The sequence below is a fragment of the Flavobacterium sp. 38 genome, from assembly GCF_057799715.1.
Genome location: NZ_JBYNWZ010000005.1, coordinates 268,952 through 282,635 on the forward strand (window position 1 = coordinate 268,952; position 13,684 = coordinate 282,635).

The following is a 13,684-nucleotide window of genomic DNA, read 5'->3' on the forward strand; positions in this document are numbered from 1 at the left end:
TCAATCTAAAATCAACAATCTAAAATCTAAAATTCCCAAAAATGAGTGTTATCCAAGAATTTCTTCGTTACAATAGACAAACCATTCTTCCTGAAATTGGTGATGAAGGTCAGGAAAAGTTAAAAAAAGCTAGGGTTTTAGTAATCGGCGCAGGTGGTTTAGGCTGTCCGATTTTGCAATATATTGCGACTGCGGGAGTTGGTTTTATCGGAATTATGGATTTTGATACGATTGAAGTTCATAATCTTCACAGGCAGATTTTATATACTGAGAATGAAATTGGACAACATAAAGCCATTGTGGCGCAAAAAGTCGTTTCAAAACTAAATCCGCTTATTGAAGCTGTTTCGATTAATGAAAAACTAACAGCTGAAAATGCCTCAAAAATTATTGAACAATATGATATTATTGTGGATGGTTCTGATAATTTCTCGACTCGATATTTGGTCAATGATACCTGTGTTGAGCTTAATAAACCTTTGGTTTACGGAAGTATTTTAAAATTTGAAGGACAAATTTCTGTTTTCAATCATAACAGAAGTAAAAATCTTCGTGATTTATTTCCAGAAATGCCTGATCCGAAATATGTTCCAAATTGTAATCTAAATGGCGTTTTAGGAACGTTGCCTGGAATTATAGGAAATATGATGGCGCATGAAACATTAAAATTAATTTTAGAACTACCAACTTTAAACAATGAATTAATACTTTTTAATACTTTAAATTGGAATTTTACAAAATTGAATTTCTAGAAAATAACCTCATCGCCAACCTTAATAATTCCTGAATTCAGACTTACAAGATTAGTTCCGAATAAAACTGAATTATCTACATTTCTGTATTTGCTCAACGTTTTTAGAGGCTCTTTTTTTATAACTCCTTTCTGCGGGTCATTATTCACCATAATACATCTTCCGCAAGGTTTTATATTTTTAAATTGAACTCCACCAATTGCAAAAGTCTTAAAATTATCTTCTTCGTGAGCATTTTTTGTACTTACAACAATGTTCGGGCGAAATCTTTTTATGGTAATTTTTTCTTGCAGTTTAGAATTCAAGAAATCCAGACTTTCTGTTCCAATTAATAAATACGGATAACCGTCTGCCAAACTCACATTGTATGTTTCCTGCGTTCTTGAGCTTTCGTGTTTGCGAGCCCCAATTTTATTGATTTTCACTAATCTGCATTCAAAACCCAATTTATCGCTAAACCATTTTGAACTGTTTTTATTTACTTCGAAAACTTCACTTTTATCCTCCCAAACCTTTGATGCTATTGGGATTTCTAAAGATTCGTTTATCAAAAATTCATGAGTTTCGCCTTCAAAAGCAATTTGAATTTTATCTCCTGCAATCTGAGGATAAAACTGACTCATTATAGGATATTCCCTTTGGGTAACGTGAACGTTTTCTGAATTAATCAGCATCCATCTTCTATCATTTTCAAAGCCCATTTCTTCCGCATTGGCACTTTCTAAACTTATGCCTGCTAAACTTTTTATCGGATAGATATAAATTTCTTTTACGCTGTAAACTGCACTCATTTTTATTTACTTTTTAAAATGGACATAAACTCTTCACGATCAATTTCTCGACATCCTAAACTCTCCAAATGAGAATTATAAACCTGACAATCCAACAATTTATATTTTTCTTTCTTCAAATATAAGGCTAAAGCAATGAAAGCTGTTTTTGAAGCATTGGAAACTTTAGAAAACATACTTTCTCCGCAAAAGACGTTTCCTTTACCCAAATCAATTCCGTACAAGCCGCCAACTAAAACATCATCCTGCCAAACCTCAACAGATTTTGCTATTCCTTCTTCATTTAATTTACAGTAGGCGTCTATCATTTCATCAGAAATCCAAGTTCCGTTCTGACCTTCGCGTTTTATCTGTTGGCAATTGGAAATTACTTCTCTGAAATTTTTATTATACGTAACCTTAAATATTTTCTTATTGAGGATTTTTTTCATGCTTTTGGAAATCACCAATTCATCAAAAAACAATACCATCCTTGGGTCTGGAGCCCACCAAAGAATTGGCTCTCCCTCATTAAACCAAGGAAAAATACCACTTTTGTATGCCAATTGTAAGCGCTCTGAACTGAGATCGCCTCCAATTGCCAAAACCCCTTCTTCATCAGCTTCTGTTACTGGCGGAAAAAATAAATCGTTGAATAAGTAATACATCTTTAAAAAATTCCAAATAAAAAAAATCCAAATTCCAATCTTTCTTAAAAAGCTTTGTCAAAGTTTTGAACTTTGACAAAGCTATATTGAATATAAAAATTCCAAACTCCAAACACAGTAAAGCTTTGGAATTTGGAATTTATAATTTGAGATTTAAACTTTCTTAGAACGGTAAATCGTCTGGTTCGTCTTCGTTTAAGTTTGTTGCTGGAGCAAAAGTTTCTGCTGCTGGCATTGGTGGTGCTTGTGTAGCTCCTTCTGCAGCTAATCTTTCGATTCTCCAACCTTGAATACTATTGAAATATCTAGTTTCTCCTTGTGGATTAACCCATTCTCTTCCTCTTAAATTGATAGAAACTTTTACTGCATCTCCTTGTTTATAGCTACTCAATAAATCACATTTATCTTGTGTAAATTCGATTAAAATATGTTGTGGATACTGCTCCTCAGTAGTAACAACTAACTCTCTTTTTTTGAATGAGGCACTAACTTGCTGCTCTGGGTTTACCACTTTTACTTTTCCTGTAACTTCCATCTTCGTCTATTTAATTATTGTTTCTATTTCTTTTTTATTTTTTAGCTAAAAGCACTTTCCAAGCCGATTCTACATCGCCATTATCCAGATATTTTTTGGCTTCTAAATGCACTTTTTTCTGATCGTCGGAACTTAAAACTCCTTTGACTGCGAAATTTTCTTTCACAAATATACTAACTTCTTCTTTTGTAGGCAAGGCTTCTATATTTCCCAATTTACCTAAATCATTTCCGTCAAAAACAGCGCTTTCTTTTACAAAATCAGGAATTGCATCTACGCCTACTCCCAATGTTGTCAAGGGTTTTCCTACTTCAAAAAGCCCTTGGTTTGATCTTGAATACCAGTTATTTCCCAATCTCGAAACCAAATCAATTTTGTGCTGGTCGATCGCTCCGTTTTCATCCAAAATAGATTCAGCAATATGAATTTTTACTACTTCGCATAAAATTAAATTTCCAGCTCCACCTTCAGTTCCTAACGGAATAATCTGCGTAATCTTGCATTCAAACTGAACTGGAGATTCTTTTACGCGAAATGGTTTTACTAAATCTGAAGGGATTTGCGTTAATCCAGCTTTAATAAATTCGTTGACACCATCTCCATATTCTGTACTTGCCAGTGAAGTCTGCTGTACGATATCGTAATTTACGACATTTATTACTACTTCGCGAGTGGCTTCGGCATTAATTAAAGTATGTTTTATTGTATTGTCTCGAACACGTCGTGATGGCGAAAAAACCAAAATCGGCGGATTGGCACTAAACACATTAAAGAAACTAAACGGAGATAAATTAGGAATCCCAGTCTCGCTAATGGTACTCGCAAACGCAATTGGCCTTGGACCGATTGAACTCTGTAGATAGCCTTGCAATTTGGCCGTTGGAATCTCTTTTGGATTAATGCTGATCATACTTTAAAATTTAGACAGAATCTCATTTTAGTACCTGCAAAAGTATTGAAATGGTTTAATTAGAAGAAATAGTTTTGCAGATAAAAGCGAAAAATCTTTTCAGCATCGGCAAAATATAAAATGTGTATATTTCGTTATATTTATACCACAAAATAACTGATATGTCTTTTTCTGAAAGAACAAATACAACCCGCTGGATTATTATTTCAATTTGCTTTTTAATCATTTCTCTAATTCTTTGGAACACTTATACTTTCTTCCAAATTTTTAAAAATGAAGAGCGCTTAAAAATGAATCTTTTTGTAAATGCTCAAATTACTCTAGTTAATGCCGATGAATACACCGATTTAGATTTACCTCTCCAAATTATCAATAACAACACTTCAATTCCTGGTGTCATAATGCTGTACGACAAAGTTGTCAGCGCCAAAAATGTTTCTGACGATGTTTTGAATGACAAGAAAAAAAGGAAAGCGCTTTTAAATAGATTGAAAAATGAAAACGAGCCGATTACTTTTGAATATGCTCCAGGAAAATATCAAACGCTATATTATGGGAATTCAGAGCTTCTTAACAAGCTCAAATATTACCCTATTGCACTGGTTCTCATTATTTTTCTTTGCATTGCTTTGATTTATAATTTCTACAAAAGCACTAAAATGGCAACTCAAAACAAACTTTGGGCGGGAATGGCAAAGGAAACCGCACACCAAATTGGAACACCTCTTTCTTCCTTAATTGGCTGGGTCGAAATATTAAAAACCGAAAATATCGATCAATCCATTAGTACTGAAATTGAAAAAGATATTGACCGATTGCAAACCATTACGGATCGTTTTTCTAAAATTGGTTCGATTCCCGTTTTAGAGCTTCATGATATTGTCGAAGAAACAAAAAATGCCTACGAATATTTGCAATCGCGTTTTTCTAAGCAAGTTGCTTTTTCGTTTAAAGCTCCAGATTCTCCGATTTTGGGAATGATAAATCCAACGTTGCACAGCTGGACTATAGAAAATTTGGTTAAAAATGCGATTGATGCCATGAAAGGAAAAGGAACTTTAGATCTTCAGATTGAGCAAGATCTGCATCATGTCAAAATTAATGTAAAGGATTCTGGAACAGGAATTTCTAAAAAACAATTTAAAACCATTTTTGAACCTGGATTTACAACCAAAAAACGTGGCTGGGGACTTGGCCTTTCTTTAACTAAAAGAATTGTCGAGGAATACCACAACGGAAAAATTAAAGTGCTTCATTCTGAAATTGGAAAAGGAACTACATTTCAGATTTCACTAAATAAAAAAGTGCAGTAAATAGTTTTACTGCACTTTTTTATTCACTTTAAAGGCTTCGACTCCGCTCAGCCTGACAAGCTTATTTTATTTTTATTATAAATTCGATTGAATGTCTTTTGCTAACGCTTCAAATTCTTCTTTAGAAAGCGAAACTTTATTGATGAAACGCATTTCGTCCATTTCGTTTAACGGAATCAAATGTACGTGTGCGTGAGGCACTTCAAGTCCGACAACAGCGATTCCTACTCTTTTGCATGGAACTGTTTTTTCTAAGGCTGCTGCTACTTTTTTAGAAAACTTCATTAAGCCTAAATACAGTTCTTCGTCCATATCAAAAATCTTATCGATTTCTTGTTTTGGAATACAAAGCGTGTGTCCCTTAGCATTTGGATTTACATCTAAAAAAGCTAAGTAATTATCGTCTTCAGCAATTTTGTAACATGGAATTTCTCCGTTTACTATTTTGGTGAATATTGAACTCATAGTTTATTTGTTTAAAATATAATAGTGAGATTGCTTCGTTCCTCGTAATGACTTTAGTCTCTTGAGATTTCAAGAATTTCAAATTTCAAAACTCCGTTTGGAACTGTAATTTCAGCTACTTCTCCAACAGATTTTCCTAGCAAACCTTTTCCAATTGGAGAGGTTACAGAAATTTTTCCTGTTTTCAAATCTGCTTCACTTTCTGCAACAAGCGTATATTTCATCTCCATCCCGTTGCTTTGGTTTTTGATTTTCACATTCGATAAAACCAAAACTTTAGAAACGTCCAATTGAGATTCATCAATTAATCTTGCGTTTGCATATACTTCTTCTAGTTTAGAAATTCTCATTTCTAATAAACCCTGTGCTTCTTTTGCTGCATCATATTCTGCATTTTCAGACAAATCTCCTTTATCTCTTGCATCTGCAATATCTTGAGATGCTTTTGGACGCATTACACTTTTTAAATGCTCCAATTCATCTTTTAATTTTTTTAATCCTTCTGCTGTATAATAAGATACTTTACTCATAACTTCATCGTTTATATAAATACAAAAAATCCCATCGCGACGGGATTTTCTTACCACAAATATACTATAATTTTTAATAGTACATAATTATATGTTAATCATATAGATTTCAAATCTAAATAAATTATTTTTGTTTTAACTAATTCTTATTCAAATAATGAAAAAAATCTGGTTCTTTATCGCATTTACTGCTGTTTTATTTTCTTGCAGTGACAACAACAGAAGCAACAACAATCCTAATATCCCTAATTATTCTATAAACGCTTATCTCGACACCAATTTGCCAACGTATAACAAATTACTATATCCTAGTAATCCAGTTTATGTTGCTAATTATGGTGCGAAAGGAATTATTGTGATGAAAACTGGCGAAGGAACTTACACTGCTTTTGATGCTGCGTGTCCAAACCAGCCTTTAACTTCTTGCACCGCAATGACAATCGACGGAATTTACGCCGTATGTTCTTGCGATAAAACTCAATATAACTTATTTACAGGATTGGGCGGAAAAGAATATCCGATGAAACAATATCGTGTAGAATCTTCCGGAACTGTAATTCATGTTTACAATTAAAAACAAAAAAGCCTGAAAAATTATTTTCAGGCTTTTTTTGTGTCTTAACTTATTAGAATTTCAAATTCAAACCAATCAAGAAGTTTGTTCCCGCTTGCGGATAGTAGTATGGATAAACATCCCACATTGCGCCGTTTGAAACATATTTTTTATCGAAAATATTGTTTACTAAAGCTGTAATCGTAATCGATTTGAAAATCTTGTTTGGTTTTATTTCGTAAGAAGCATTAAAATCGTTTACAAAATAATCTGCCAGTTTTGCTGCCGGCAATTCGATATTATTCATGTATTGCTCTCCAACATATTTTTGCAATAACGAAAGATACAATCCTGAAATAGGTTTATAGACTATAATGTTTCCTGCAATAACTTCTGGAGAATAGGCGATTTTTGTTGTTCCGTAATATTCGCCATCAACAGCCAAATCAACATTTTTGTTGCTGCTTAAAGTAAAGTTTGGTCTTAAAGTAAATTTATCAGAAAGTGCAATTGTTGCATCAAATTCAAAACCTAAACGATAGCTTTTTTCGGTATTAGCACGAATTGGCGCCCCAACATCGTCTAATCTTCCCGTTAAAATCAACTGATCTTTGTATCCCATATAATATAGGTTTGAATTTAATTGAAATTTCTCTGTATTAAATCTCCACCCTAATTCAAAATCATTTAGTTTTTCTGGTTTTACATTTCCACCTTCATAATCGGTTCTGTTTGGTTCGCGATTGGCTCTTGCATAAGAAAAATACAAAGTGCTGTTTTGAGTAAAAGCGTAATTTAAACCTGCTTTTGGGTTGAAGAAATTAAAATCATCATCAACCAAACCGGTTTCTATGCTATTGGCTTTGTAAGTTACTCTTCTGTATTGCAAATCTCCATAAAAACTCAACTTTTCTGTAAACTGATAGTTTGCTTTCGCGAAAACATTACCATCTGTTTTTGCAGAGTAATCATCATAATAATGATCATCCTTTTCAGATTGAGAAGCATATCTTGCCCAGATTACTTTTCCGAAATGATCTCCTTCGTATTTGTTCCAGCCACCGCCTAAAATAACGTCTAATTTGTCTGTTTTATATTTGGCAGAAAAAGTAGTTCCGTAAAAATCATTATCCAACCATTTTTGGCGAATTAAATCTGTTGTTGTAATAGCCCCAACAGGATTTAGATTATAATCGGCCATATCGGCATCTTCTTTATAATTTTCGAAATAGCCTTTTCCTTTTGTATAATGCAATGCAAAGTTTGTACTCCATTTATCAGAAATAGATTCGCTCCAATGCAACTGGTAATGATCTTGATTGTAATTATCGGTTTCATTATCATAAAAACGAACATTTCCTGCTTCATCAGTATACATACCTGCCGAATTAAACGTACGGTTCTTATTGAGGGTTTCTCCATCAATTCCATTCCAAGATTGGTAGGTTGTCTGAGCACCTCCAAAAACCAAAGCTTTAATCAAAGTGGTTTTACCCACATAAGTTCCTTGAAGAAAATACGATTTTAAATCTGAACTTGCACGATCTACATAACCATCCGATTTCATAGCAGATAAACGACCCGCAATTTCAAAATGATCATTTAATAATCCAGTGCTGAATTTTACAGTATTTTTTAAGCTGTTGAATGATCCAGCTGAACTCGAAATTTCACCCGTCGCTTTATTAGCATAACTGTCTGTAAGCATGTTTAAACTCGCTCCGAAAGCACCTGCACCGTTTGTTGAAGTTCCCACTCCACGCTGTAACTGGAGACTTTCTACAGAAGAAGCAAAATCGGGCATGTTTACCCAAAATGTACCTTGGCTTTCTGCATCATTATACGGAATTCCGTTTATGGTTACGTTTACACGTGTAGCATCGCTTCCGCGGACACGGATTCCGGTATATCCAAAACCATTTCCGGCATCAGAAGTCGTTACAACTGAAGGAAGATAATTCATCAGAACAGGAATGTCCTGACCTAAATTTCTGTACTTAATTTCTTTTTTATCCATATTACTAAAACTTACTGGAGTTTTTGATGTAACACGAACCGCAGAAACCAGAACATCATCAAGCTGATTGACTTTTGTAGAATCTTGCTGTTGCGCAAAAGAGAATAGAGTAAAGAAAATAGAGAATAGAGTAAAGAAAATAGATTTGGCTCTAAATTTATGAACCTTAGAACCTTTGCAACTTAGCACCTTAGTACCTTTAAATAAATTTTTCATTCGTAAAAAATTACGAATAAAAGGGGGAATTATTCTTTTGTTAAATTAATAAATGTGTTTCACGACAAAATAAAGTGTGCACGCTCAATAGTGTCGTTTTTTCCCTTAGCAACATTACTCGCTCAGGTTCTTTGGGTATGATCTCAGCTCGTTATTTAGAGCACCCCTTTGAGACAGTGCAAATGTAATGTTAAAAATTCCAAAAATCAAATTCCAAATTCCAAAAACGTTTATAGGCAAAATCTCCAAAAAATAAATTCCAAATTCCAAAAACGAATCTTGAATCAGTTTTGGAATTTGGAATTTAAAAATTGGAATTTCTTCTTTGAATTCAATCAATATTTGGTTTTCTACGAGATTGTTTCAAATCAGAAACGTTCTTTTTGTCCTTAATTCTCTTTTTGATCACCGCTTTCGGAACTTTTGTAGCCTTTCTAACTTTCGGGACATAAAGTCCTTTTTTGATGATTTCGAGAAATCGTTTCGTTACAATTTCTTTGTTTTTAAGCTGGCTTCGGTCTTCGTCACAATTTAAAATCAGAATATTTTCTGAAGTTAGTCTCGCTGATATATTTTCTTGTAAAAGCAATTTTTCTTCATCAGATAAAGCTTGAGAAGCATTTAAATCAAAATTCAAAACTACTTTTGACGAAACTTTATTCACGTTTTGTCCGCCCGAACCACTACTGCGTACGGCCTTAAAATTTAATTCTGATATGATTTTTTCTGTATCCATATTATTGTGGCTGATGTGCCGCTTTCAATAAATCATTTACTGTTTTTACCGGATTAAAAGTAATCAGTGGAACCGCCACAAAAATTGTCAGCCAATTGGCCATTGAGCCATTCCATAATCCAGGCAGTTCATAACTTCTCACTGTTTTCCCGTCAACGCTTTTCTCCACTATAAAACCTGCGTTCTGATCTACAAATTGCAATAAATCGAACTTTTCGTTTTTATAATTTTTAATACCACAAACCAAATCTACGGGATTAAAATGTGTTGCTTCAGCTAAGATTTCCTGTTGTTTTTTATTTGACAAATCGACTTGTGAAGTTTCCACAATTTGAAGTGAAGTCACTCCTTTATCATTCATTACCCAAAACGGTCCGCCGCCTGGTTCTCCTTCATTTTTTACCATTCCGCATACACGAATTGGTCTGTCTAGAAGTTCTTTAATTTTTTCAATTTGATTTTCTAAAGTAAATTTATTGAAGTCGCTAGATAAATCTGTATTGAGTTTTTCTTTTAGAAAGCTTGTAATTTCTGTAATTTCTTCTTTCTGAATTTCCTTTTTTTCTATTGTTTTTAAATAGCCAAAAACTTTTTGCTGAATCGTTATTAAAATTCCCGCCAAAGCCTTCTTGTATAAGGTAATCTCATCAATATGATTCTGAATTACATTATCAATATTCTTAACAAAAATAATATCAGAATCAAGCTGGTTTAAATTATCAATCAAAGCTCCATGCCCACCAGGTCTAAAAACTAATTTATCGCTTTTATCTCTTACGAGTTTATTTTTTAAGTCTACGTTTATAGAATCTGTTTTTTTACTTTGGTAAGAATACGAAACATTAATCTTCGTTTGAGACAATGCTTCAATATCATCTTTTAGTTTCAAAACCGACTCTTCAAACAGACTTTGATGCGCTTCAGAAACAGTAAAATGCAGATTTGATACTTCCCCAGAAGTGGCATAATGCACACATTCATTTAAATGCTCTTCTATCGGAATTGCAATGTGCGTTTTATATTCATGAAAAGGCAAAACTGCTTTTGGTTTGTTTGCAAAATCAAAATAGTCTGGAGATAATACTGTTTTTATGAAATAGTAGTTTTTGTAATCTCTTTCTAAAGATTCAAAATCAGGATAAATTTCTCTCAGTTTTTTATCGACTTCTTTAAAAAACGGAAACTTCTCCATTGCCACAATAAAAATAGGAAGTTCACGATCTTTCGTTCTATTGATATAAGCATTGATAGTTTCTTTATTGATATCAAAATCATTTAGAAAAGCAGTCAAAAATTTAAACATTCTACTTGCAGCACCAGAAGCAGGCACAAACTTTTTTAGTTTAAATTCTGATTTATGGATATCATAAAAAGAAGCTTTTTCTTGGAATTCAGCTTCAGAAAGACTTAAAATTCCATTATTGACTGTAGCCGGACTTATTAAATTACTTTTTGGAATTCCGTTTTTAAAAATTTCCAATTGCTTGAAAACATTCTCGAAATCGGTTCCATGATTATAAACTTCTACGAAATCATTTGACGAAAAACCTTTTTCCTTAGCTATGGTCAGATTATTAATAATCGAAGTTGCCTTTGCCAATCTACATTCCTTATCTCCCGATAATGTTATAAAAGGCTTTTTAGTATCTATTAAAGTTTGTTTAAAGACAGAAAATACTGTTTCTCTGCCTTCAGGAGTATCTCGAATATCGTCTTTTTCCCAAGGAACATCAATGTCTGTTAAGAAAAACAAATCGTATTCGTGTTTCATCGCTGCTTCATTTAAAAGTGGATCGCAAAAGCCATAGTACATTTCAGAAAACACTTTGGTTACCATTAAATTGGTATCGCAGAATAAATATTTATTTGCGCTAGCTAATTTTTCATTTTCTAATGCAGTCTGCCCGTAAGCAATTGGCATCATATCTTCAGCTACACAAATATGCTTATTTTCTTCCCATTTTTCTTGTAAGTAGTCGCGTGCAAACTCAGGAACCCATTCGGTTTCGTAATACTCTGCAAGCTGTTTTGCTAAGGTTGTTTTCCCTGTACTTTCAGGTCCAAACAAAGCAATTTTTATGATAGTTGTTTTTTGCTGTCTAAGATCTTTCTCCATTCTAAATAAGCTGAAATAGCCAAAATTGTAAAAATTATATACTGAAGTGACAGCATCCCTAAGCCGCGATAAGCATAAAGAGGTACAACAATAATATCACCAATAATCCAAAGTGTCCAGTTTTCTATTTTTTTTCTGGCCATATACCACATCCCAGCAAAAAATATTCCTGACGAAATCATATCTACATAATTGTCAGGATGAATTTCGTAATCAAAATATTTATAAATGCCGAAAACTACAAAAACCGTCACAATAAACAGTAAGATTCCGATTATTTTTTCATTAAAACTTGTACGGGTAATCGGCAGATTATCTTCAACAGTTCCTCCTTTTGCCCAAACATACCAGCCGTAAATACTCATTATAGAAAAATAAGCATTAATAATCATGTCACCTATATAACCCGCTACATAAAGCAGATAAACCGATATGACAGTAGCAATTAATCCTGTTGGATATACCCAAATGTTTTCTTTTTTCGCAAACCAAACGCTTAAAATTCCACATACGAAAACTAAAAACTCTAAAGCTATATGCCATAGTGGAGCATTTTTATAACTTTCTAAGAAAAAATCTATCATGAAAATGTGGTATTTGGCGTTTATTTTTCAAAAAAATGACTGTTGTTTTCAAAAGCCGTTCCAATAACAACCAAATCTGCCCCAGCATTATACGCTTTTTGAATTCCGTGCAAATCTACGATTCCTCCACCAACAATAACAGGAATTTCTATATTTTGAGAAATCAGCTCGATCATTTCCGTTGGCACTGGCTGTTTGGCACCGCTTCCTGCTTCTAAATAAATCAATTGATTGCCTAACATTTCTCCCGCCTGAGCTGTTGCCAGAACCAAATCAAGATTTTCTCGACTTAAAGGTTTTGTTTTGCTAACACGCGCAACGGCCGTTTCATTGCCACTTTCAATTAAAATATATCCTGTAGAAATTACTTCCAAGTTTGTTTTTTTCAGAATTGGTGCTGCTTGAACTTGATATTCTATCAGATAATCAGGATTTCGGCCAGACAATAAAGACAAAAACAAAATACCATCTGCTTTTGGCGAAATCTGCGAAGGATCTCCAGGAAACAATATAACAGGCAAACTGGTTTTCTGCTTTAACTGCGAAATCAATTCTTCCAAAATATTGTTCTGAACAATACTTCCGCCCACAAAAATATGAGTAGCAGGAGACTGATTAATTTTCTCAATTAAATGAGCTACATTTTCCAGTACAATTTTGTCAGGATCCAAAAGCACAGCCAATAGTTTCTGACCATTACTTTTAGCCTCTACAATCTGTTGTCTTATAGTGAGTATTTGTTCTTGCATTGCGGGTGTAAAAGTAAAAGTTTTTTAATGTCGAAGAACTATTTTGAATGAATTATATTTGTCTAACGTTTTTGATAACGTAAATGATACATTATGATTACAGTTGATTTATTAGAAAAATATGGCGCAACCAGAAAATCTTTCGATCGAAACGATATAATTTTCGAAGAAGGAAATCTGCCTCTGCACTATTATCAAATCATTTCTGGCGAAGTCAAAATGAGTAATTATAATGATGACGGACGTGAATTTATCCAAGGAATATTCTATAACGGACAATCTTTTGGAGAACCTCCTTTATTTCTAAACCAAAAATATCCAGCAAATGCGATTGCGGTAGAAGATTCGGAGATTTTTATTCTTCCGAAAGAAAACTTCATGAAACTTTTAGAAGAAAACCCAAAAATGAGCATTAAAATAATCGAAAATCTTGCACAGCGATTATACTATAAATCGGTAATGGCAGCAGAAATTTCGACACACGAACCCGAGCATCGTGTTTTAAAATTAATAGATCACGGAATCGCGTATTTCAATTTTCAGAAAGATGAAAATGGCTATCTCATTAATTTTACTAGGCAACAAATTGGTGATTTAACCGGTTTGCGTGTTGAAACCGTTATTAGAGCCATTAAAGCTTTAGAAAAAAAAGGCGAATTAAAGATTATTAATCGAAAAGTATACAGATAAAAAAGTTCCCGTTTTATGATTTTAATCATAAAATGAACATCGAATGCGAGCGTATCTTTGTCATATAAAAATCTGAATAT

15 protein-coding genes are annotated in these 13,684 nt (G+C 33.4%); 4 read left to right on the top strand and 11 right to left on the bottom strand.

Annotated elements, in window-relative coordinates:
* Positions 1 to 41 precede the first annotated feature (41 nt).
* Positions 42 to 752, top strand: a complete 711-nt coding sequence (locus AC3E9W_RS14835) for a HesA/MoeB/ThiF family protein (RefSeq protein WP_488768929.1) — start codon at positions 42 to 44, stop codon at positions 750 to 752.
* Here AC3E9W_RS14835 and AC3E9W_RS14840 read toward each other — a convergent pair.
* The 4 genes from AC3E9W_RS14840 to AC3E9W_RS14855 all read right to left on the bottom strand — a co-directional run bounded on the left by AC3E9W_RS14840 (position 749) and on the right by AC3E9W_RS14855 (position 3,635).
* Positions 749 to 1,543 carry an MOSC domain-containing protein gene (locus AC3E9W_RS14840; protein ID WP_488768930.1) on the bottom strand — a complete coding sequence of 265 codons (795 nt, stop codon included), beginning with the start codon at positions 1,541 to 1,543 and terminating at the stop codon, positions 749 to 751. The genes AC3E9W_RS14835 and AC3E9W_RS14840 overlap by 4 nt on opposite strands.
* A 2-nt stretch (positions 1,544 to 1,545) precedes the next feature.
* The gene (gene aat / locus AC3E9W_RS14845) at positions 1,546 to 2,190 is read right to left on the bottom strand and encodes a leucyl/phenylalanyl-tRNA--protein transferase (RefSeq protein WP_456890701.1); all 645 of its coding nucleotides are present in this window, start codon (positions 2,188 to 2,190) and stop codon (positions 1,546 to 1,548) included.
* Positions 2,191 to 2,353: 163 nt separating this feature from the next.
* Positions 2,354 to 2,725, bottom strand: coding sequence for a DUF3127 domain-containing protein (locus tag AC3E9W_RS14850; RefSeq protein ID WP_306155903.1), 372 nt, complete (start codon positions 2,723 to 2,725; stop codon positions 2,354 to 2,356).
* Between the two features lie 34 nt (positions 2,726 to 2,759).
* Positions 2,760 to 3,635, bottom strand: coding sequence for a flavin reductase family protein (locus AC3E9W_RS14855; RefSeq protein ID WP_488768931.1), 876 nt, complete (start codon positions 3,633 to 3,635; stop codon positions 2,760 to 2,762).
* Between the two features lie 161 nt (positions 3,636 to 3,796).
* On the opposite strand from AC3E9W_RS14855, the gene AC3E9W_RS14860 reads away from it, so the two are divergent.
* Positions 3,797 to 4,948 (top strand): sensor histidine kinase, encoded by a 1,152-nt coding sequence (locus tag AC3E9W_RS14860; RefSeq protein ID WP_306155901.1) that lies wholly within the window; start codon positions 3,797 to 3,799, stop codon positions 4,946 to 4,948.
* Between the two features lie 75 nt (positions 4,949 to 5,023).
* Here AC3E9W_RS14860 and AC3E9W_RS14865 read toward each other — a convergent pair whose 3' ends face one another.
* Positions 5,024 to 5,413: an HIT family protein gene (locus tag AC3E9W_RS14865; protein ID WP_135222940.1), complete on the bottom strand. Its 390-nt coding sequence runs from the start codon at positions 5,411 to 5,413 to the stop codon at positions 5,024 to 5,026.
* A 53-nt stretch (positions 5,414 to 5,466) separates the two neighbouring features.
* Positions 5,467 to 5,943: a transcription elongation factor GreA gene (gene greA / locus AC3E9W_RS14870; RefSeq protein WP_111288069.1), complete on the bottom strand. Its 477-nt coding sequence runs from the start codon at positions 5,941 to 5,943 to the stop codon at positions 5,467 to 5,469.
* 157 nt (positions 5,944 to 6,100) lie between these two features.
* On the opposite strand from greA, the gene AC3E9W_RS14875 reads away from it, so the two are divergent.
* Complete coding sequence (locus AC3E9W_RS14875; protein WP_488768932.1) at positions 6,101 to 6,517, top strand: Rieske (2Fe-2S) protein; 417 nt, start codon at positions 6,101 to 6,103, stop codon at positions 6,515 to 6,517.
* A 52-nt stretch (positions 6,518 to 6,569) separates the two neighbouring features.
* Here AC3E9W_RS14875 and AC3E9W_RS14880 read toward each other — a convergent pair whose 3' ends face one another.
* The 5 genes from AC3E9W_RS14880 to AC3E9W_RS14900 all read right to left on the bottom strand — a co-directional run bounded on the left by AC3E9W_RS14880 (position 6,570) and on the right by AC3E9W_RS14900 (position 12,914).
* Positions 6,570 to 8,729 (bottom strand): TonB-dependent receptor, encoded by a 2,160-nt coding sequence (locus AC3E9W_RS14880; RefSeq protein WP_488768933.1) that lies wholly within the window; start codon positions 8,727 to 8,729, stop codon positions 6,570 to 6,572.
* Positions 8,730 to 9,060: 331 nt separating this feature from the next.
* A complete protein-coding gene (arfB, locus tag AC3E9W_RS14885; RefSeq protein WP_488768934.1) occupies positions 9,061 to 9,465 on the bottom strand; it encodes an alternative ribosome rescue aminoacyl-tRNA hydrolase ArfB in 405 nt (134 codons plus the stop codon).
* A 1-nt stretch (position 9,466) separates the two neighbouring features.
* Complete coding sequence (locus AC3E9W_RS14890; protein WP_488768935.1) at positions 9,467 to 11,581, bottom strand: DUF4301 family protein; 2,115 nt, start codon at positions 11,579 to 11,581, stop codon at positions 9,467 to 9,469.
* Positions 11,542 to 12,165 carry a nicotinamide riboside transporter PnuC gene (pnuC, locus tag AC3E9W_RS14895; RefSeq protein WP_488768936.1) on the bottom strand — a complete coding sequence of 208 codons (624 nt, stop codon included), beginning with the start codon at positions 12,163 to 12,165 and terminating at the stop codon, positions 11,542 to 11,544. Before pnuC ends, AC3E9W_RS14890 begins: the two co-directional genes overlap by 40 nt.
* A 20-nt stretch (positions 12,166 to 12,185) precedes the next feature.
* Positions 12,186 to 12,914 (bottom strand): phosphoglycerol geranylgeranyltransferase, encoded by a 729-nt coding sequence (locus AC3E9W_RS14900; RefSeq protein WP_488768937.1) that lies wholly within the window; start codon positions 12,912 to 12,914, stop codon positions 12,186 to 12,188.
* 93 nt (positions 12,915 to 13,007) lie between these two features.
* Here AC3E9W_RS14900 and AC3E9W_RS14905 point away from each other — a divergent pair, with 93 nt between their 5' ends.
* On the top strand, positions 13,008 to 13,604 hold the full coding sequence (locus tag AC3E9W_RS14905; RefSeq protein WP_306155893.1) for a Crp/Fnr family transcriptional regulator: 597 nt from the start codon (positions 13,008 to 13,010) through the stop codon (positions 13,602 to 13,604).
* Positions 13,605 to 13,684: the final 80 nt, after the last annotated feature.

Excerpts from the sequence above, each read along its gene's own strand:
- pnuC (WP_488768936.1), bottom strand. The coding sequence starts at position 12,165 with ATGATAGATTTTTTCTTAGAAAGTTATAAAAATGCTCCACTATGGCAT.
- aat (WP_456890701.1), bottom strand. The coding sequence starts at position 2,190 with ATGTATTACTTATTCAACGATTTATTTTTTCCGCCAGTAACAGAAGCT.
- AC3E9W_RS14835 (WP_488768929.1), top strand. The coding sequence starts at position 42 with ATGAGTGTTATCCAAGAATTTCTTCGTTACAATAGACAAACCATTCTT.
- AC3E9W_RS14865 (WP_135222940.1), bottom strand. The coding sequence starts at position 5,413 with ATGAGTTCAATATTCACCAAAATAGTAAACGGAGAAATTCCATGTTAC.
- AC3E9W_RS14860 (WP_306155901.1), top strand. The coding sequence starts at position 3,797 with ATGTCTTTTTCTGAAAGAACAAATACAACCCGCTGGATTATTATTTCA.
- AC3E9W_RS14875 (WP_488768932.1), top strand. The coding sequence starts at position 6,101 with ATGAAAAAAATCTGGTTCTTTATCGCATTTACTGCTGTTTTATTTTCT.
- AC3E9W_RS14840 (WP_488768930.1), bottom strand. The coding sequence starts at position 1,543 with ATGAGTGCAGTTTACAGCGTAAAAGAAATTTATATCTATCCGATAAAA.
- AC3E9W_RS14855 (WP_488768931.1), bottom strand. The coding sequence starts at position 3,635 with ATGATCAGCATTAATCCAAAAGAGATTCCAACGGCCAAATTGCAAGGC.
- AC3E9W_RS14850 (WP_306155903.1), bottom strand. The coding sequence starts at position 2,725 with ATGGAAGTTACAGGAAAAGTAAAAGTGGTAAACCCAGAGCAGCAAGTT.
- AC3E9W_RS14880 (WP_488768933.1), bottom strand. The coding sequence starts at position 8,729 with ATGAAAAATTTATTTAAAGGTACTAAGGTGCTAAGTTGCAAAGGTTCT.
- AC3E9W_RS14890 (WP_488768935.1), bottom strand. The coding sequence starts at position 11,581 with ATGGAGAAAGATCTTAGACAGCAAAAAACAACTATCATAAAAATTGCT.
- arfB (WP_488768934.1), bottom strand. The coding sequence starts at position 9,465 with ATGGATACAGAAAAAATCATATCAGAATTAAATTTTAAGGCCGTACGC.
- greA (WP_111288069.1), bottom strand. The coding sequence starts at position 5,943 with ATGAGTAAAGTATCTTATTATACAGCAGAAGGATTAAAAAAATTAAAA.
- AC3E9W_RS14900 (WP_488768937.1), bottom strand. The coding sequence starts at position 12,914 with ATGCAAGAACAAATACTCACTATAAGACAACAGATTGTAGAGGCTAAA.
- AC3E9W_RS14905 (WP_306155893.1), top strand. The coding sequence starts at position 13,008 with ATGATTACAGTTGATTTATTAGAAAAATATGGCGCAACCAGAAAATCT.